Annotated in this window: 17 protein-coding genes; 14 read left to right on the forward strand and 3 right to left on the reverse strand. The window is 72.2% G+C overall.

The window, feature by feature from the left end:
• Positions 1-1,008, reverse strand: a complete 1,008-nt coding sequence (locus ACZ6TV_RS20630) for a coiled-coil domain-containing protein (RefSeq protein WP_465298808.1) — start codon at positions 1,006-1,008, stop codon at positions 1-3.
• A gap of 501 nt (positions 1,009-1,509) precedes the next feature.
• Here ACZ6TV_RS20630 and ACZ6TV_RS20635 point away from each other — a divergent pair.
• The 6 genes from ACZ6TV_RS20635 (at position 1,510) to ACZ6TV_RS20660 (ending at position 8,332) form a co-directional block, all read left to right on the forward strand.
• Entirely contained in the window at positions 1,510-2,517 is a 1,008-nt protein-coding gene (locus ACZ6TV_RS20635) for a MurR/RpiR family transcriptional regulator (RefSeq protein ID WP_465298809.1), read from the forward strand.
• Positions 2,514-3,266 (forward strand): SIS domain-containing protein, encoded by a 753-nt coding sequence (locus tag ACZ6TV_RS20640; RefSeq protein WP_344502896.1) that lies wholly within the window; start codon positions 2,514-2,516, stop codon positions 3,264-3,266. The genes ACZ6TV_RS20635 and ACZ6TV_RS20640 overlap by 4 nt, the downstream gene beginning before the upstream one ends.
• Positions 3,267-3,287: 21 nt before the next feature.
• Entirely contained in the window at positions 3,288-4,736 is a 1,449-nt protein-coding gene (ngcE, locus tag ACZ6TV_RS20645; RefSeq protein ID WP_465298810.1) for an N-acetylglucosamine/diacetylchitobiose ABC transporter substrate-binding protein, read from the forward strand.
• Positions 4,737-4,785: 49 nt separating this feature from the next.
• Positions 4,786-5,658, forward strand: a complete 873-nt coding sequence (locus tag ACZ6TV_RS20650) for a carbohydrate ABC transporter permease (protein ID WP_465298811.1) — start codon at positions 4,786-4,788, stop codon at positions 5,656-5,658.
• Positions 5,659-5,668: 10 nt separating this feature from the next.
• The gene (locus tag ACZ6TV_RS20655; RefSeq protein WP_465298812.1) at positions 5,669-6,586 is read left to right on the forward strand and encodes a carbohydrate ABC transporter permease; all 918 of its coding nucleotides are present in this window, start codon (positions 5,669-5,671) and stop codon (positions 6,584-6,586) included.
• 84 nt (positions 6,587-6,670) lie between these two features.
• Entirely contained in the window at positions 6,671-8,332 is a 1,662-nt protein-coding gene (locus ACZ6TV_RS20660) for a bifunctional 3'-5' exonuclease/DNA polymerase (protein WP_465298975.1), read from the forward strand.
• Positions 8,333-8,487: 155 nt separating this feature from the next.
• Here the strand turns inward: ACZ6TV_RS20660 and ACZ6TV_RS20665 are convergent, their stop codons facing one another.
• Entirely contained in the window at positions 8,488-8,991 is a 504-nt protein-coding gene (locus ACZ6TV_RS20665) for an NUDIX domain-containing protein (protein WP_465298813.1), read from the reverse strand.
• On the opposite strand from ACZ6TV_RS20665, the gene ACZ6TV_RS20670 reads away from it, so the two are divergent.
• Genes ACZ6TV_RS20670 through ACZ6TV_RS20685 form a run of 4 tightly spaced genes read left to right on the forward strand, consistent with a single transcriptional unit; the run spans position 8,990 to position 12,741 of the window.
• A complete protein-coding gene (locus ACZ6TV_RS20670) occupies positions 8,990-9,673 on the forward strand; it encodes a nucleotidyltransferase family protein (protein WP_465298814.1) in 684 nt (227 codons plus the stop codon). The genes ACZ6TV_RS20665 and ACZ6TV_RS20670 overlap by 2 nt on opposite strands.
• Positions 9,674-9,706: 33 nt before the next feature.
• Entirely contained in the window at positions 9,707-10,576 is an 870-nt protein-coding gene (locus tag ACZ6TV_RS20675; protein WP_465298815.1) for an AAA family ATPase, read from the forward strand.
• Positions 10,566-11,630, forward strand: coding sequence for a vWA domain-containing protein (locus tag ACZ6TV_RS20680; protein ID WP_465298816.1), 1,065 nt, complete (start codon positions 10,566-10,568; stop codon positions 11,628-11,630). The genes ACZ6TV_RS20675 and ACZ6TV_RS20680 overlap by 11 nt, the downstream gene beginning before the upstream one ends.
• The gene (locus ACZ6TV_RS20685; RefSeq protein ID WP_465298817.1) at positions 11,623-12,741 is read left to right on the forward strand and encodes an XdhC family protein; all 1,119 of its coding nucleotides are present in this window, start codon (positions 11,623-11,625) and stop codon (positions 12,739-12,741) included. The genes ACZ6TV_RS20680 and ACZ6TV_RS20685 overlap by 8 nt, the downstream gene beginning before the upstream one ends.
• Before the next feature lie 7 nt (positions 12,742-12,748).
• On the opposite strand, the gene ACZ6TV_RS20690 is transcribed toward ACZ6TV_RS20685, so the two are convergent.
• On the reverse strand, positions 12,749-13,060 hold the full coding sequence (locus ACZ6TV_RS20690; protein WP_465298818.1) for a LysR family transcriptional regulator: 312 nt from the start codon (positions 13,058-13,060) through the stop codon (positions 12,749-12,751).
• Between the two features lie 111 nt (positions 13,061-13,171).
• On the opposite strand from ACZ6TV_RS20690, the gene ACZ6TV_RS20695 reads away from it, so the two are divergent.
• The 4 genes from ACZ6TV_RS20695 (at position 13,172) to ACZ6TV_RS20710 (ending at position 18,488) form a co-directional block, all read left to right on the forward strand.
• On the forward strand, positions 13,172-14,425 hold the full coding sequence (locus ACZ6TV_RS20695; protein WP_465298819.1) for an LGFP repeat-containing protein: 1,254 nt from the start codon (positions 13,172-13,174) through the stop codon (positions 14,423-14,425).
• A 146-nt stretch (positions 14,426-14,571) separates the two neighbouring features.
• Positions 14,572-15,078 (forward strand): (2Fe-2S)-binding protein, encoded by a 507-nt coding sequence (locus tag ACZ6TV_RS20700; protein ID WP_465298820.1) that lies wholly within the window; start codon positions 14,572-14,574, stop codon positions 15,076-15,078.
• A gap of 174 nt (positions 15,079-15,252) precedes the next feature.
• On the forward strand, positions 15,253-17,640 hold the full coding sequence (locus tag ACZ6TV_RS20705) for a xanthine dehydrogenase family protein molybdopterin-binding subunit (protein ID WP_465298821.1): 2,388 nt from the start codon (positions 15,253-15,255) through the stop codon (positions 17,638-17,640).
• Positions 17,637-18,488, forward strand: coding sequence for an FAD binding domain-containing protein (locus ACZ6TV_RS20710; RefSeq protein WP_465298822.1), 852 nt, complete (start codon positions 17,637-17,639; stop codon positions 18,486-18,488). The genes ACZ6TV_RS20705 and ACZ6TV_RS20710 overlap by 4 nt, the downstream gene beginning before the upstream one ends.
• Positions 18,489-18,718: the final 230 nt, after the last annotated feature.

The raw sequence follows: 18,718 nt of genomic DNA on the forward strand, positions 1-18,718 counted from the left end.
TCACTGCATCGACAGGTGTACGTGGTTGGTGTGGGTGGCCGCGGGCCCGCCGCTGCCGCTGTAGCTCCTCCAGCCGCTGCTGGGCTGCCAGATCTGCCGATACCAGATGACGTACTTGACGCCGAGGTTCTTCGCGTTGGCGACGCACCAGGCGGCGAGGTTGTCGCCGTAGGCCTTGTCGCCGCCGCCGGCGTTGGCGTTGACGAAGCCGCTGGTGTTCGCGGAGAAGTCGCAGGCCCTGCCGAGCGGATGCTCGCCGCTCCCGCCGCTGCGGAAGCAGGAGGTGTACCGCGTGAAGCCGGCCAGCCGTGCCTCGTTGTAGGCGTTGAGCATGCGCGGCGTGATGCAGCCGCTCGCCGGGGTCGGGTCGTTGATCGAGCAGCTCTCCTTCGGGAAGGACCCGTCGGAGTTGCGCGCGACCGGCTTGGTGGTGACCCGGCCGCCGCTCGGTGAGCTGCCGACCGCACCGCCGCCGCCGGCCTTGCGCAGCGCGTCCTCGGCGGCCTTCTTGTTGGCCTCCATGATCTTCAGCTGGGCCTGCTGGTTGGCGACCGCCGCGGCGATGTCCGCCTTCTGCTGCTCCAGTTTTCTGCGCGTCTCGGCCAGCTCGCGCAGTGCCTTGTCGTCGCGGGAGACCATGTATTCGATCGTCGACATGTCGTGCAGCAGCTCGCTGGGGTTGTCGCTGCCGACCATCACGTTGAACAGGCTGACCCGGCGTCCCCGGTAGGCCGCGCTGGCCACCGAACCGGCGGCCACCTCCAGCTCCGCCAGGCGGGCCTGGGTCTTGCCGAGCTCGGCCTCGATCGCCGCCTGGTCGGCGGTCGACTTGTCCAGCCGGCCCTTCGCGTCGTTGTACTCGCCGAGCGCCTTGTCCAGGGCCTGACGGACAGTGAGATTCTGGCCGTCGTCCTCGCCGGGCTCGGCGGTCGCGGGGTCGGCGAACGCGATCACCAGCAGAAACGCTGTGACCAGGAAGGTGAGGATCCGTCTCGGCGCCGTCAACATCGCCGGACAGCATATCGAAGCGGTGGCAAAACACCAGCGCCCGAAAGTACGCCACCGAACCGTCACGGACCGTGATTCCGATGGCCTGGCCGGAAGGTTTGGAAATTTTGACCAGAACGCCGACCGCTGGTGGGAGCGCTTCCGGGTGACGACGCTCACAAGGGGCTGAAGGGGCCGAACGGGCTGAAACGGTCTGTTCGGCCCTTCTTCATGAAAACGGCCGTTCTCCTCGGGTGCTGCGGATGTAACAAAACGGGCTATTTCTGCGGCTCACCCTGACGGTCACCCGGTTGCGTCTGCTCTTCTTGGTCGGGTCGGCCGATGCGCGGGAGCCGTGTCGCCGACGGGGTCGTAGCGGCCCTGAGCTGGGCTTTTAGCTCCCTTTAAGATCCACATCTTAGGTAACAGTTTGAAAACTTCACCCAACTCCTTGACAAGAAGGGCCCCTCAGTAAGAACTTTTACCACTAACAGTTAAGGAACTTTGCTGAAAGGGAGCGACATGACACCTCGCGAGGAGCTCACGGCGGCGGTGCACACCGCTGTCAGTGCCTCGCCCGTGTCGTCGATCCCCGCGGGCGTGCTGACCGGCCCCCTCGACGGCTTCGCCGGAGTGGGCACCGACAGCGTCCTGGCGAAGGTCCGGGCGCAGCTGCCCGAGCTCACCGGTGCCCTGCAGCGGGTCGCCGAGCTGATCCTCGCCGACCCCGCCGCCGCGGCCCGCTCGACGATCGTCGAGCTCGCCGAGCGCAGCGGCACCTCGCCCGCGACCGTGACCCGCTTCTGCCGGGCCCTGGGCTTCGTCGGATACGCGGAGCTGCGCCTCGCCATCGCCGGCGAGACGGGCCGGGCGTCCCGGACCGGCGGCTGGACGATGGACATCGGCCGGGAGATCCAGCCGACCGACCCGCTCGCGCGGGTGCTGGGCCAGATCATGGCGGCCGACACGCAGGCGATGCACGACACCGCCTCGCTGCTGGACCTCTCCGAGGTCGAGCGCGCCGCCGAGGCCATCGCCCGCGCCGACCGCGTCGACATCTACGGCGCCAGCGGCAGCGCGCTCGTCGGCGGCGAGATGCAGTTCTGCCTGCACCGCATCGGCGTCGCGGCGTGGGCGTGGAACGACGTGCACAACGGTCTGGCCAGCGCATCGCTGCTGAAGCCGGGCGACGTGGCGCTGGGCGTCTCGCACAGTGGCCAGACCCGCGAGACCATCGAGATGATCGCCGAGGCGAGCAGCCGGGGCGCGACCACGATCGCGCTGACCAGCTTCCCCCGCTCGGCCCTGGCCGAGGTCGCCGACATCGTCATGCTCACCGCGACGCAGGCGACGACGTTCCGGCCCGATGCCCTTTCCGCTCGGCACCCCCAGCTGGTGGTGCTGGACCTGCTGTACATCGCGGTGGCGCAGCGCACGCACGAACGCGCGCACGCGGCCTTCAGCGTCACCGCACAGGCGGTCGCCGGTCACAAGTCGGCGGCGAGTGGAAAAGAGGCGTCGTCAGCATGACAGTCACCGCGCACGGCTACGTCTCCGCGATCCAGACGGTCATCGACCGGATCGCCACCACCCAGGTCGGCAACGTCAGCCAGGCGGCCGACCACATCGTCACCGCGCTGCGCGCCGGTGGCCTCCTCCAGGCGTTCGGCACCGGGCACTCCGAGGCGGTGGCGGTGGACTTCGCCGGCCGCGCCGGCGGGCTCGTGCCGACGAACAAGATCCTCCTGCGGGACCTCGTCGTCTACGGCGGCCAGGACCCGCAGATCCTCGAGGACGAGAAGCTGGAACGCGATCCCCGGATCGCCGCCCAGCTCTACGAGATCGCCGCGCCGCGTCCCGAGGACGTGTTCGTGATGGCCTCACAGTCCGGGATCAACGGGGGGATCGTCGAGATGGCGCTGCTGATCAAGCAGCGCGGACACAAATTGATCGCGATCACGTCGGTCGAGCACACCGAGCGGGTGTCCCCCAGGCACCCCTCGGGCAAACGACTCGCCGATATCGCCGACGTCGTGCTGGACAACGGCGCGCCGTACGGTGACGCACTGCTGTCGCTGGATAGCGGCGGCGCGGTCTGCCCGGTCTCATCGGTCACCAACGCGCTCATGGCGCAGCTGGTGGTCGCCGAGGTCGTGCGACGCATCGAGGCTGCGGGCGAGGTGGCTCCCGTCTACCTGTCCGCAAACGTCCCCGGCGGGGACGAGCACAACCACACCCTCGAGTCGCGGTACGCCGGACGTGTCCGGCGCACCGCCTGACCCGAACCGAGGAGACAGATCATGTCCGTTACCCCCGAGTCCCCGTCGACGCCAAACGCGCTCTCGCGGCGGACCGTCCTGCAGCGCGCTGCCGTTGCCGGCCTCGTCGCCACGCCCGCGGCGGGCTTCCTCGCCGCGTGCGCCGACAGCGGCGGCGAGGAGGAGTCGCCGGGCACCGCGAACACCGGTGCCGTCAGCGCCACCAACCCGCTGGGTGCCCCCGAGGACCAGCCGATCAGCGTCGTCATCTTCAACGGTGGCTACGGCGACAAGTACGCCACGGACGTCCACGAGCCGATGTACAAGAAGGCTCACCCGAAGTCCGAGGTCAAGCACCAGTCGAGCCAGGCCATCTCCACCCTGGTCCAGCCGCTGATCGCGGGCGGCAACGCGCCGGAGTTCGTCAACAACTCCGGTGAGAAGTCGCTGGACTTCGGCGCGCTCGTCGCCGACGGTCAGCTGCAGGACCTGACCGCGCTGTTCGACGCGCCGTCGGTCGACGACCCGAGCAAGAAGGTCAAGGACACCCTGGTCCCCGGCACGGTGGACACGGGCTCGTTCAACGGCAAGCCGTACGTCCTGTACTACGTGTCGACCGTGTTCGGCATCTGGTACTCGGGCAAGCTCTTCACCGACAACGGCTGGGTCGCCCCGAAGACGTGGAGCGAGTTCACCGCGCTCTGCGACAAGATCAAGGCCAAGGGCATCGCCCCCTACGCCTACGCGGGCGCCAACGCCGCGTACTACCAGTGGAACATCATCCTCACCAGCGCCGCGAAGATCGGTGGCGCGGACATCCTCAAGAACATCGACAACCTTGAGGACGGCGCCTGGAAGGTCGACGCTGTCAAGCAGGCCGCCGAGGCGTGGGCCGAGATCGGTGCCAAGTACAACCTGCAGGGCGCCGAGGGTCTCAAGCACACCGACGTCCAGCTCAAGCAGAACCAGTACCAGCTGGCGATGTACCCGTCGGGTGACTGGCTCGAGAACGAGCAGAAGAAGGACACACCCGAAGGCTTCAAGTACCAGATGCTGACCACCCCGAGCATCACCGGCTCGGACAAGCTCAAGTCGACGGCGCTGCGCGCGACCGCCGGCGAGGGCTACATGGTCCTGGCGAAGAGCAAGAACCCCAAGGGCGGCATGGAGTACATGCGCCAGATGCTGTCGAAGGCCGGCGGCAAGGGCTTCACCGAGGTCGTCAAGGCGCCTACGGTGGTCCTGGGCAGCACCGAGGGCCTGACCTTCACGCCGGGCACCCAGTCGTCGCAGGACGCGCTGAAGGCGGCCGGTTCCGAGGTCTTCAACCTGTTCTTCGACGGCTGGTACAAGGACCTCGACAAGGAGGCCCGCACCGCCACCAACGAGCTGATGTTCGGTCGCATCAAGGCCGACGCGTTCGTCGAGCGCATCCAGAAGAAGGCCGACGAGATCAAGAAGGACTCGTCGATCACCAAGTTCAAGCGCTGATCGGAGCCTGATCATGCGGCATGGGAGACTCCCCTTCATTCTGGGGTTCTTGGTTGCGCCGGTAACGCTGTACTCGATCTTCGTTCTTTCGCCGTACTACCAGACGGTCCAGCTGTCCTTCTACCAGTGGCGCGGCTTCACGAAGAAGCGCTGGGTAGGGCTGGAGAACTACGATCGGATGTTCCACGCCGACCGGTTCTGGCAGGCCCTGGAGCATCACGCAATCATGCTCGTCACCCTGCCGCTGGCCACGATCGCGTTCGCGCTGCTCTTTGCCTTCCTCCTCAACGTGGGAGGCAAAGGCAGCGGCGGAAAGACGTCGGGGGTCTGGGGGTCGAGTTTCTACCGGGTGGTGTTCTTCCTCCCCCAGGTCCTCGCCATGCCGGTCGTCGCCGTGCTCTTCGCGACGGTGTACCGGCCCAACGAGTCCGGCCTCATCAACGGTGTACTGCTGAAGGCCGGGCTCTCGGAGCCCATCGGGTTCCTGATCGACAAGAACCTGGCCCTGCCGGCGCTGATCGCGGTGCTGGTGTGGCAGGCGGTCGGCTTCTACGTGGTGCTCTTCTCCGCCGGCATGGCCAACGTGCCCGGCGAGATCTACGAGGCGGCCGAGCTCGACGGCGCCAGCAAGGTGAGCCTGTTCTTCAGGATCACGCTGCCGCTGCTGTGGGAGACGATCCAGACCGCGTGGGTCTACCTCGGCATCATCGCCTTCGACGCCTTCGCCCTGGTGTCGGTGCTCGCGCAGGACAACGGCGGCCCCGACGGCTCCACGACCGTGCTCGGCCTGGAGATCTACAACAACATGCAGCAGAGCCGGTACGGCGACGCGGCCACCTACGGTGTGGCGCTGTGCGTGCTCTCGCTGGTGTTCGCGGCATTCACGCTGCGGGCCACCCGTCGCGAATCCTACGAGTTCTGAGAGGCCGGACATGACCACCACGATCGGCCGGGAGACGCCGGGTCAGCACCACGACAGGTCGGGAGGCCGCGTGGTTCCCCGCGCGGCCCGCCCGGCCCGCAAGCTCAACATCGCCGGCAGCGTCGGCCACATCTTCCTGGCGATCTGGGCGCTGGCGATCCTGCTGCCGCTCGCCTGGGTCTTCCTCGCCTCGTTCAAGAACACCACCGAGATCTTCGCCGCGCCGTGGACGCTGCCGTCCGAGCTGCGGTGGGAGAACTGGGGCCGGGCCTGGAGCAAGGCCCACGTCGGCACCTACCTGTTCAACAGCGTCATCGTCGTGTCGATCAGCACCGCCGGCACGATCCTGCTCAGCTCGATGGCCGCCTACGTGCTCGCCCGGTACCGGTTCTGGGGCAACCGCCTCATCTACTTCCTGTTCGTCGCGGGCATCGCCTTCCCGCCGTTCCTGGCGGTGGTGCCGCTGTTCTTCGTGGTGAAGAACTTCGGGCTGCTCAACACGTACACGGGCCTGATCCTGGTGTACATCGCCTACTCGCTGCCCTTCACGATCTTCTTCCTGACGTCGTTCTTCCGCTCGCTGCCGAACTCGGTGGCGGAGGCGGCGACGATCGACGGGGCGTCGCACACCCGGCTGTTCTTCTCGGTGATGCTGCCGATGGCCAAGCCGGGCCTGATCAGCCTCACGATCTTCAACCTGATCGGCCAGTGGGCGCAGTACCTGCTGCCCCTGGTGCTCATGGCCGGGGCGAAGGACAAGTGGGTGCTCACCCAGGGCATCGCCGAGATCTCCACGGCCGCCGGCTACGAGGCGGACTGGTCCGGTCTCTTCGCCGCGCTGACCATCTCGATCCTGCCGATGATCGTGATCTACATGATCTTCCAGCGGCAGATCCAGGCCGGTCTGACGGCCGGGGCAGTGAAGTAACCCACCAAAGGCACGCGCACCCCCGGCGGTTTCTCGAAAACTGTCGGGGGTGTGCGATGTAATGCGGACGTGCTCATCGCGGTCATGCCCTCAGGTGCCGGTGGACTGTTGCGCCCGCTGGGCGACGACGGCGCCGTCGCCGGCCCCGAGCGCCGCGTCGACGACCTGGCCACCGCGGTCGCGCAGATCGAGGCCCGCGACCGCCCGCGCTGGCTGTGGCCCTCCACCGCCGAGTGCTATCCGCGCCTGCTCGCCGCCGGTGTCCGTGTCGAGCGCTGCCACGACCTGGAGCTCGCCGAGGCCCTCCTGCTCGGCGCCGAGGGCCACTGGGGCCAGCCCCGCGCCCTCGCCGCCGCCCACGCCCGCCTGACCGGCGCCCCGGTGCCACCCGACCCGCCGCCGCGCGCGGCGCTGCCGCCGGGCGGTGCCCAGGACTCGTTGTTCGACGACGTGTTCATGGCGGCCCCCTCCCTGCCGCTCGACGCGGTCCTCGCCGTCTTCGCCGACCAGCGCACCCGCGCCGCGGCCGCGCCGTCGGTGGCCCCCGGCGGCGGCGCGATGCGCACCCTGGTCGCCGCCGAGTCCGCCGCCGGCCTGGTCGCCGCCGAGATGGGCTTCGCCGGCCTGCCGTGGCGCGCCGACGTGCACGACGCCCTGCTCCGCGAGCTGCTCGGCGCGCCGTCACCGATCGAGGGCGCGCCACCGGCCCGGCTCGTCGAGCTCAACGCCCGCATCAACGACGCCTTCGGCGCCCGCGTCCACCCCGACTCGCCCGCCGAGGTCCTGCGCGCCTTCGCCCGGCAGGGCATCACGCTGCGCAGCACCCGCCGCTGGGAGCTGCAGGGCGTCGAGCACCCCGCCGTGCCGGTCCTGCTGGAATACAAGGAGCTCTATCGCCTCTGGGTCGCGCACGGCTGGTCCTGGCTCGACCAGTGGGTCAGCGGCGGCCGCTTCCGCGCCGAATACATCCCCGGCGGCGTCGTCTCCGGCCGCTGGGCCACCCGCGGCGGCGGCGCCCTGCAGATCCCCAAGGTCGTGCGCAAGGCCGTCGTCGCCGACCCGGGCTGGACCTTCGTCGTCGCCGACGCCGGCCAGCTCGAGCCGCGCATCCTCGCCGCCGTCTCCGCCGACCACCGCCTCGCCCGGGCCGGCGCCGCCGGCGACCTCTACGCCGCCCTCGCCGCCGACGCGTTCGACGGCGACCGGGCGAAGGCGAAGGTCGCGCTCCTCGGCGCCATGTACGGTCAGACCGGCGGCATGGCCGCACCCGCCCTCGCCGCCCTGCGCCGCTTCTATCCGACCGCCTGGGACCTCGTCGAGGAGGCCGCCCGCACCGGCGAGGCAGGCGGGCTCGTGCGCACCTGGCTCGGCCGCACCTGCCCGCCGTCGTCGGTCAGCTGGCGGGAGGGCTTCGACGAGCCGGGCATGGAGGTCGACGCCCGGGGCGGTGCCAGGGGCCGGGCCCGCGGCAGGTTCACCCGCAACTTCGTCATCCAGGGCACCGCCGCGGAATGGGCCCTGGTCCTGCTCGCCCGGCTCCGCTCGCACCTCGCCGGTCTCGCCGCCGAGCTCGTCTTCTTCCAGCACGACGAGGTCGTGGTCCACTGCCCGTCGGCGGAGGCCGACACCGTGGTGGCCGCCGTGCACACCGCAGGCGACGAGGCCCGGCGCCTGCTCTTCGGCGACACCCCGGTCAGGTTCCCGCTCGACGTCGCCGTGGTGCCCCGCTATTCCGACGCGAAGTGACCGTGCGCCCTTGGATGCTACTCTGACGTCCGCCGTGCCGCGCGACGTCGTCGTGGTGCTTCTCCGACGCGAAGTGGCCGTGCGCCATCGAGGTCAGTGGATCGGCCGGCCGCACCCGGCCGTGCTGCGCCGCCAGGCCACGGCGCGGCGGCGGGTCACCAGTCGGCGGAGGCGAGGTAGCCGGCCATGGCCTCGGTGTGGGTGGGGAAGCACAGCGGCTGCGGGCCGACGCCGATCTCGAAGCCCAGCGACTCCTCCGTCGCCACCGACGAGGGGATGTCGGCCAGGGGGCGCGGGGGGAGGACACCGAAGACGATGAGGTTGCCGTTGGCGGTGCTCCGGACGTCGAAGAGGCGGACGTCGGCGGGGTCGGCCAGCAGCGTGGTCTCCTCGCGCAGCTCCCGGACCATGCCCTCCTGCCAGGTCTCGCCGAGCTCGATGAAACCGCCGGGCAGTGCCAGCTCGCCGCGCATCGGCTCGATGTCGCGGCGCACGAGGATCAGGCCGCGGCCCTCGTCGGTCTCCACCGGCAGGAGCGCGACCGCGACCGGCAGCGGGTTCCGCCAGGTCGTCTGGCCGCAGGAGGCACAGACGCGAGGCCAGGGGGCGTTCGACGCATAGGCGACACCGCAATACGAACAGTGATCGTGCAGGGCCATGAGCAAGGAGCCTACCGCCGGTACTACGCTGGGCCTCGCGCTGGTACTTAGAGGAGCACCGGAGGAGTTCCCGCTGAGCACGATCGTCGGACTGGTTCTCGCCGCAGGTGGCGGCCGCCGATATGGCGGGCCCAAGGCTCTCGTGCGCCACGACGACGGCCGGTTGCTGGTCGAGCGGGCCGTGGCGACGCTGCGCGACGGCGGCTGCACGCGGATCGTGGTGGTCCTCGGCGCGGAGTCCGCGCGGGTCCGCGACGAGGCCCAGCTCGGCGACGCCCGGCTGGTGGACAACCCGACCTGGAAGAGCGGCATGGGCTCGTCGCTGCGGGTCGGCCTGAAGACGGTCGCCGAGACCGAGCCGGAGACCGACACGTTCGCGGTCGCGGTGCTCCTGGTCGACACGCCCGGCATCGGTCCCGACGCCGTGGCCCGCCTGCTCGCCGCGACCGACGGCGGGCCGAAGTCGCTCGTCACGGCGACGTATCAGGGCAAACGCGGACACCCGGTGATCCTCGGCCGGGATCACTGGGCCGGGGTCGCCACCCTCGCGACCGCCGACGTCGGCGCGCGGGCCTACCTGGTGGCCCACGCCGACCAGGTCCTCACCGTGCCGTGCGAGGACATCGCCGACGACACCGACCTCGACGTGCCCCCGGAGTCCCCGGAGTCGCAGGACCAGTAGCCGCCGGGGCGCGTCCACGCGCATAGTGGAGCGGTGCCGGACTTCGAGTCTCCGGCCGCGCTGGCGGCCGGCCTGGCAGACGCGGGCTACCTCGCCGACGAGGGCCTCGCGATGGCGGGCTATCTCGCGCTGCGCCTGCACCGGCCGATCTTCCTGGAGGGCGACGCCGGCGTCGGCAAGACCGCGTTCGCGGCCGCCCTCGCCGAGACCGCCGGCGTCGAGCTCATCCGGCTGCAGTGCTACGAGGGCCTCGACGCCTCCCACGCCCTGTACGACTGGGACTTCGCCCGTCAGGTCCTGCACCTGCGGGCGGTCGAGACGGCGGCGCACGGGAGGCTGTCCGCGGACGCCCTCGAAGCGGATCTCTACGACCGGCGGTTCCTGCTCGCCCGGCCGCTGCTCCAGGCGGTCGAGCGGGCCCCCTGCGTGCTGCTCGTGGACGAGGTCGACCGGGCCGACGACGAGTTCGAGGCGTACCTCCTGGAGGTCCTCGCCGACGCCGCGGTGACCGTCCCGGAGCTGGGCAGGATCACCGCCGCGGTGCCGCCGACCGTCGTGGTCACCAGCAACCGGACCCGCGAGGTGCACGACGCGTTGAAGCGGCGCTGCCTGTACCACTGGGTCGGCCACCCGACCCCGGAACGGGAGAAGGCGATCCTGCGCAAACGCCTGCCCGGCCTCGACGAGCGGCTCGCGGCCCAGGTCGCCGCGGCCACCGCCCACCTGCGGACCCTCGACCTGGTGAAGCCGCCCGGCGTCGCCGAGGCCGTCGACTGGGCCGCGGCGCTGCGGGCGCTGTCCGCGGACACGCTGACCGCCGAGCTCGCCGACGCCACCCTCGGCGTGGTCCTCAAGGTCCGCGAGGACATCACGCTGGCCACGGGGACCGTCGGTGCTCGTTGAGCTGGCCGGGAAGCTGCGGGCGGCCGGCCTCGCGGTGACGCCGGACCGGCTCGCCGCCTTCGGCGAGGCCCTCGACGCCGCCGGGGTCGCCCACGCGTACTGGGTCGGCCGGCTCACGCTGTGCGGGTCGCCGGAGGACATCGCGCGGTACGACGCAGCCCTCGCGCCCCCGGCGTCCTCCGCGCGCGGCCCGGCCTGGCAGGTGCGGCGGCTGCCGGAGCGGTCGCTGCTACGGGCCACCCTGCCGCCGGCCGCGGCGACCGCCGAGCGGGACCCGGCCCTCGCGGTGCGGGCCGCCGACGCCGAGGTCCTGCGCCACCGCGACCTGGCCACCCTGTCGCCCGCCGAACGCGCCGAGGCCGCGGCGCTGCTCGCCGAGGTCGCCGCCGCCGACATCACCCGGCCCGGGCACCGGCACCGCCCGGCGGGCCACGGTGGCGTCGACCGCCGCCGCAGCGTCCGGGCGATGCTGCGGGCCGGCGGGGAGCCACGGCCGATGCTGCTGCACCGGCGGGCGCCGCGCCCCCGGCGGCTCGTCCTGCTCATCGACGTGTCGGGATCGATGTCGCCGTACGCGGACGCCCTGCTGCGCCTCGCGCACGCCTTCACCCGGCACCGTCCACGGTGGACGGAGACGTACACGCTCGGCACCCGGCTGACCCGGCTCACCCCGGCACTGCGGATCCGCGACGCCGGCGCGGCACTGCGCGAGGCCGGGCGGCTCATCCCCGACTGGCGCGGCGGGACCCGCCTCGCCGACGGTGTCGCCGCGTTCGTCCGCCGCGACGGTCACCGGGGCGTCGCCCGCCGGGCCGCGGTCGTCGTCTTCAGCGACGGATGGGAGTCCGGCGACCCCGCCCGGCTCGGCGCCACCGTCGCCCACCTGCACCGCCTCGCCGCCCGCACCGTCTGGGTCAGCCCGCACGCCGGCCGTCCGGGCTTCGCCCCGACCGCCGGTGGCCTCGCCGCGGTGCTCCCGCATGTCGACGCGCTCGTGGCGGGGCATACGGTGGCGGCGCTACACGCCGTCCTTGAGGAGGTCCGCCGTGCGTGAGGTTCTCAGCGATCTGCTCGGCTGGTGGGAGTCCGGCCGTACCGTCGGCATGGCCACCGTCGTGCGGACCTGGCGCAGCTCACCGCGCCCCGCCGGGGCCACGATGCTCGTCGGCCCGGACGGCACCGCGGTCGGCAGCGTCTCCGGCGGCTGCGTGGAAGGTGCGGTCTACGAGCTCGCGGGCGAGGTCACCGGCTCCGGTTCCGCCGTCGTCCAGCGGTACGGCGTGAGCGACGACGACGCCTTCGCGGTGGGCCTGACCTGCGGCGGGATCATCGAGCTGCTGGTCGAGCCGGTGTCGCGGGACACGTTCCCGGAGCTCGGCGAGGTCGCCGCCGCGATCACCGCGCGCGAGCCCGTCGCGGTGGTGTCCGTGGTCGAGGGCCCGGAGGACCGCATCGGCCGGCGGATGGTGATCTGGCCCGCGTCCGCGTCCGGGTCGTTGGGCTCCGAACGGCTCGACGCGGCCGCCGCCGACGACGCCAGGGGGCTGCTCGCCGCGGGGCGGACGGACACCCTGCACTACGGCCTCGACGGGGAGCGGCGCGGCGAGGGCCTCACCCTGTTCGTCGCCTCCTACGCCCCGCCCGCCCGCTTGATCGTCTTCGGGGCGATCGACTTCGCCGCGTCGGTGGCCCGCATCGGGGACTTCCTCGGCTACCACGTCACGGTCTGCGACGCCCGGCCCGTGTTCGCCACGTCGAAGCGTTTCCCCGGCGCGGACGAGGTCGTCGTCGACTGGCCGCACCGGTACCTGCGGGCCGAGCTCGACGCCGGGCGCGTCGACCCCCGCACGGTGGTGTGCGTGCTGACCCACGACCCGAAGTTCGACGTGCCGGTCCTGCAGGTCGCGCTCCGCGAGGACCTGGCCTACATCGGTGCGATGGGATCCCGGCGTACGCACGACGACCGGCTCGCCCGGCTGCGCGAGGCGGGGATGACCGAGGAGGAGCTCGCCCGGCTGTCCTCGCCGATCGGGCTGGACCTCGGCGCCCGGACGCCGGAGGAGACCGCCGTCAGCATCGCCGCCGAGATCATCGCCGGGCGGTGGGGCGGCGGCGGGGCCCGCCTGGCGACGATCGACGGCCGCATCCACCACGACGTGTCCTAGCCGGCCCTCAGCGGTCCGGCGGCTGGCAGTCCGGCTGGTCGTGGGCGCGGCGGAGGTCGTCGAGGAGCTGCTGGCCGACCGGCAGGAGCGCCACCCGGCGGCTGGTCCGCTCGAACAGCCGCGCGCCGACCCGCAGCTCCAGCGACCGGATCGCCTGGCTGATCCGCGCCGTCGACACGTGCAGGCGCGCGCCGGCCCGCCCGAAGTGCAGTTCCTCCGCGAGGGTGAGGAACGCCGCCAGCTCGATCCGCCGCGCTCCGGCGTCGGCCGGTGCCGATGCCGAGCCCGCGATGAGCGGCGCGAGCCGCTCGTGCCACATTGCACCGTGGGGTTCGATCCGTTGATCCTCACCTATGCCGGCGATGATCGACAATCGGGCAGGAGTCAGGAACACGACACTTCGCCGCCGCCGTCCGGGATACTCGGGCTGGTGGGCGACGATTCCCGCGCCGGTGCGGATCCATCGCTGCTGTCGCGGATGCCGGTGCGACTGGTCGTGCCGATCCTGCGGACGTCGCTGGACGACGGCCGCACCGCGCTGACCCTCGACGTGCTCGGCCGGGTGTCCGGGCGCAGCCGCCGGCGCATCTGCGGGGCGCTGAGCCGCACGGCACCGTGGATCGCGGGGTTCCCGCGGGCCAGGGACGAGCTCGTGGCGGGCGGGGCCCCGGCGCGGATCGACCGGGCGGCGACGTCACCGTTCGGCACCGAAGGATTCGGGACGGCCCGCCCGGGCGGGGTGACGCTGTGGAGCGACCGCTTCGGCGCGCACGCCGTGACGGGTGCGCTGCTGGAGTACCACCGTGACGCGGGCGGCACCGGGGGCCGGCTCGGGTTCCCCGCGGGCGACGCCACCGGCACGGCGCAGGAGTTCGAGGGGGCGCCGGACACCGGGCCGGTCACCGTGCGCACGTCGGCGCGCGGGACGTTCGCGATGCCGTCGCCGGTCGTGCGGCATCTGGCGCTGTACCGCGACCCGGACGACGTCCTCGGCGGCACCCTGAGCGAGGCCGAGGCGGTGGGACCTTCGGCGTGGGGCACCACCGGCGTCGCGCAGCGGTTCGAGCACGGCCTGGTCGTCGCCGTGCCCGGACGGCCGGCGCTGCTGATCGCGGGACGTCTGCGGCGGCTGCACGAGCGGCTCGGCGGGTTCGCCGGCGGGCTCGGGTTTCCGCTGGCCGGGGCGCTGCGGACGGTCACCGCGCTGCCCGGCGAGCCGCTGCGGGGCAACTGGTACCAGATCTTCGAGGGCGACCGGGAGACCGGCTGGGGCTCGGGGCTGCCCGGCGGCGGCGCGGTCGTCGTCGCGCCTGACGGCGCCGGGGCGGCGGTCCTGGTCGGCGGCCCGATCTGGGACGCGTACTGCGACGCCGGCGGCTTCGACGGCCGGCTCGGCTTCCCGGTCGCCGCCGCGCGGGGGAGCGCCGCACCCGCCGCCGCCGGTCGCTCGTCGCAGGTCTTCCAGGGCGGGGCGGTGCTGTGGAGCGAGGAGCACGGCGCCCACACCGTGTCGGGGGCTGTCTGGGAGCGCATCGTCGGCGACGGCGGCCCGGACGTGTTCGGCTGGCCGGTCGCCGACCAGCGGCCGTCCCCGGACGAGGACGATCCGTCCGCCTACCAGCAGGAGTTCGAGCACGGGACCGCCACGGTCCGCGACGGCATCGCCCGTATCTGGCGGATCTGACGAAGTCAAGACCCACAGAGGGTTGCGTTGATCACCGCTTGTGCGTTCTGCTGATCAGGCAGTGGCCCGGGTGCGTCCGTTGCGCGGCGGGCCGTTTCGGCACGTCCCCGCGGGAGGCAATCGTGTCCTCTTCCCACCGAGTCCGGGTGAGCGTCGACGTCGACGGCAGTCGCTACGTCGACGATGTCGAGCCCCGGACGCTGCTGGTCCATCATCTCCGAGAACGACTTGGCAAGGTCGGCACGGTCGTCGGCTGCGACACCAGCAACTGCGGCTCGTGCACCGTCCTCATGGGCGACCCCGACGGCGCGCAGCACTCCGTCAAGAGCTGCTCCGTCCTCGCCGTCCAGGCCGACGGCGCCGCCGTCACCACCATCGAAGGCCTCGCCGGGCCGGACGGCGCGCTGCACGCGGTGCAGCAGGCCTTCCACGAGCTGCACGCCCTGCAGTGCGGGTTCTGCACCCCGGGCATGATCCTGTCCGCGGTCGACCTGCTCCGCGACAACCCCGACCCGACGCAGGACGAGGTCCGCGAGGGCCTGTCCGGCAACCTGTGCCGCTGCACCGGCTACCAGAACATCGTCCGCGCCGTGCTGTCGGCCGCAACGGCCTTGCGCGCCGGTGCCCTCCTCGAGGACGAGGTGACGGCATGACCGGACCGGAGCGGAGCGGAGGGCCGGGCATCATGAGCACAGTGTTTGGGTCAGGCCGGCGCCGGAGCGAAGCGGAGGTGGCGGCATGACCGGACCGGAGCGGAGCGGAGGGCCGGGCATCGTCGGCGTGGTTGTCGGGTCAGGCCGGCGCCGGAGCGAAGCGGAGGTGACGGCATGACCACCGTCGCGGAACCGTCGGCGGGTGCCGCCGGGGAGGTCGGCGCGGCGCGCCGCCGCAAGGAGGACGCGCGGCTCATCACCGGGCGGACCCGGTGGACCGACAACATCACGCTGCCCGGGATGCTGCACCTGGCGATCCTGCGCAGCCCGCACGCCAGCGCCCGGATCGCCGGCGTCGACGTCCAGGCGGCGCGGCAGCTGCCCGGGGTCGTCGACGTGTTCAGCGCCGCCGACGTCGCCGGCGTCCAGGGCAGCCTGCCGTGCGCGTGGCCCGTCACCGAGGACATCGTCCACCCGGTCCGCCCGCCGCTCGCCGACGGGTTCGTGCGCCACCACGGCGAGGCCGTCGCCGTCGTCGTCGCCCGCGACCGGGACAGCGCCGTGGACGCGCTCGACGCCATCGAGGTCGACTACGAGCCGCTGCCCGCGGTCCTCGACCTGGCCGCGGCGTCCCGCGACGAAGGCCTCGTGCACCCGGACAAGGGCACCAACCGCTCGTACACCTGGATCTTCGACTCCGCGCAGGCCGGCACCGGCACCGATGTCGCCGCCGAGGCCGCCACCGCCGAGGTGACCCTGCACCGCCGTTACGTGCAGCAGCGGCTCATCCCCGCGTTCATGGAGCCGCGCAGCGTCGTCGTCGACCCCGGGGCGGGGGAGTACACGATCTGGTCGGCGACCCAGATCCCGCACATCCTGCGGGTGTTCTACGCGCTGCTCACCGGCGTGCCCGAGCACAAGATCCGGGTCATCGCACCGGACGTCGGCGGCGGGTTCGGCGGCAAGCTGCAGGTCACGCCGGAGGAGATGATCGCGTTCTTCGCCGCCCAGCGGGTACACCGTCCCGTGAAGTACACCGAGACCCGCGGCGAGTCGATGCTGTCGGCGCACCACGGCCGGGACCAGATCCAGGACATCACGCTCACCGCCCGCCGCGACGGCACGCTGACGGGCATCGACGTGAAGCTCATCGCCAACATGGGCGCCTACCTCGGCCTGGTCGGTCCCGGTGTGCCGATCCTCGGCGCGTTCATGTTCAACTCGATCTACAAGGTGCCCGCGTACCGCTTCGAGTGCGTCGGCGTGTTCACCAACACCACGATCACCGACGCCTACCGCGGCGCGGGCCGGCCCGAGGCGACGTACGCCATCGAACGGGCCATGGACGACCTCGCCGACGAGCTCGGCGTCGACCCGATCGAGCTGCGCCGGCGCAACTGGATCAGGGCCGAGGAGTTCCCGTTCACCACGGTCGCCGGGCTCGTGTACGACTCGGGCGACTACGACGCCGCCACCGACAAGGCCCTCGACCTGTTCGACTACGCCGGGCTGCGCGAGGAGCAGCGGCGCCGCCGCGACTCCGGCGACCCGGTGCAGCTCGGCATCGGCGTGTCCACCTACACGGAGATGTGCGGCCTCGCGCCCTCACGGATCCTGGGCGCGCTGCGGTACGCCGCGGGCGGCTGGGAGTCCGCGTCGGTGCGGGTCCTGCCGACCGGCAAGGTCGAGGTGGTGACCGGCACCAGCCCGCACGGGCAGGGGCACGTGACGGCGTGGAGCCAGATCGTCGCCGACGAGCTCGGCGTCGCGTTCGAGGACGTCGAGGTCCTGCACGGCGACACCCGCACCTCGCACAAGGGCCTGGACACGTACGGATCCCGCTCCCTCGCCGTCGGCGGGGTCGCCCTCGTCGAGGCGTGCCGGAAGGTGCGCGACAAGGCCCGCGTCGTCGCCGCGCACATGCTGGAGTGCAGCCCGGAGGACATCGAGTTCACCGGCGGCGCGTTCCGGGTCCGTGGTACCCCCGACGCCTCGAAGACCCTGGCGGACGCGGCGTTCGCGGTGTTCGCGGCGCACGACCTGCCGGACGGCGTCGAGGCGACCCTGGACGCGGACGCCACGTTCGACCCGCAGACGTTCTCGTTCCCGCACGGCACCCACCTGTGCGCGACGCTCGTCGACACCCAGACCGGGCAGGTCACCATCCACCGGTACGTCGCCGTCGACGACGTCGGCAAGGTCGTCAACCCGCTCATCGTCGAGGGGCAGGTGCACGGCGGCGTCGCGCAGGGCATCGCACAGGCCCTGCACGAACAGGCCGTGTACGACGAGTCCGGCACCCTGCTGACCGGGTCGTTCGTCGAGTACACGATCCCCAGCGCCGCCGACCTGCCGGACTTCGTCACCGACCGCACCGAGACCCCGGCGACCTCCAACCCGCTGGGCGTCAAGGGCGTCGGGGAGGCGGGCGCCATCGCGTCCACCCCGGCCGTCGTCAACGCCGTCGTCGACGCGCTGCGCCCGTACGGCGTCGACGACATCGACATGCCCTGCACGCCCGAGCGGGTGTGGCGGGCCGTCAAGCGCGGAGGTACGTCATGATCCCCGTCGCGTTCGACTACCTGAAACCGTCCACGGTGCAGGACGCGGTCGCGGCGCTCGGCGCCTCCGAGGACGCCAAGGTGCTCGCCGGCGGGCAGTCGCTGCTGCCGGTGCTGCGGCTGCGGCTCGCCGCACCGGCGCTGCTGGTCGACCTCGCGGGGGTGCCCGGTCTGAGCGGCGTCCGGCTCGACGGCGACACCCTGGTGGTCGGCGCCATGACCACCCACGCCGAGGTCGCCGCGTCGCCGCTGGTACAGCGGCACGCACCGCTGCTCGCGGCGGCCGCGGCGAGCGTCGGCGACCGGCAGGTGCGGCACCGCGGGACGCTCGGCGGTTCCCTGGCGCACGCCGACCCGGCCGCGGACCTGCCCGCGGTCGCCGCGGCCCTCGACGCGACGTACGTCGTGCAGGGCCCGGGCGGGCGGCGCGAGGTGGCCGCCGCGGACTTCGCGGTGGACCTGTTCACCACGGCGCTCGCCCCAGACGAGGTCCTCGTCGAGGTGCGGCTGTCCACTGTGGATGGCTGGGCGGCGCACTACGAGAAGTTCCACCGCACGGCGCAGGCGTGGGCGATCGTGGGCGTGGCCGCCGCCGTGTCCCGGTCGGACGGGACGATCACGGGCGCGCGGGTCGCACTCACCAACATGGGCCCGGTGCCGCACCGGGCGGTCGAGGTCGAGGCGGCGCTGACCGGCGGACCGGCGACGGTGGAGGCGGTGGAGGCGGCGTGCGCGTCCGCCTCCTCGGGCACGTCGCCCGTCGACGACCTGACCGCGTCGGCGGACTACCGCCGCGACCTGGCGCGGATCCTCACCGCCCGCGCGGTCCGCAAGGCGCTCGGCATCTGATCCCGGGCCCGGAGGAGGAGGGTCGTCCGCTGCCCTCATCCTCCGGGCGTCCGGGTGTCGCAACGGCCTTGCACGGCCGGCGACGCCGGGTCGGACGCCCGGGGTTTCGGGGGGGAAAAAATCTACCGCTCTACGGGGAGGGGGTTCGGTTGGGGGGGTGGACGCGTACCCCCCCAGCCCCCTCCCCCCGTCTTGTGGTTGTTGCCCCACCATCGTTGTAACAAACCTCC

It is taken from the genome of Dactylosporangium sp. NPDC051087, from assembly GCF_055586325.1.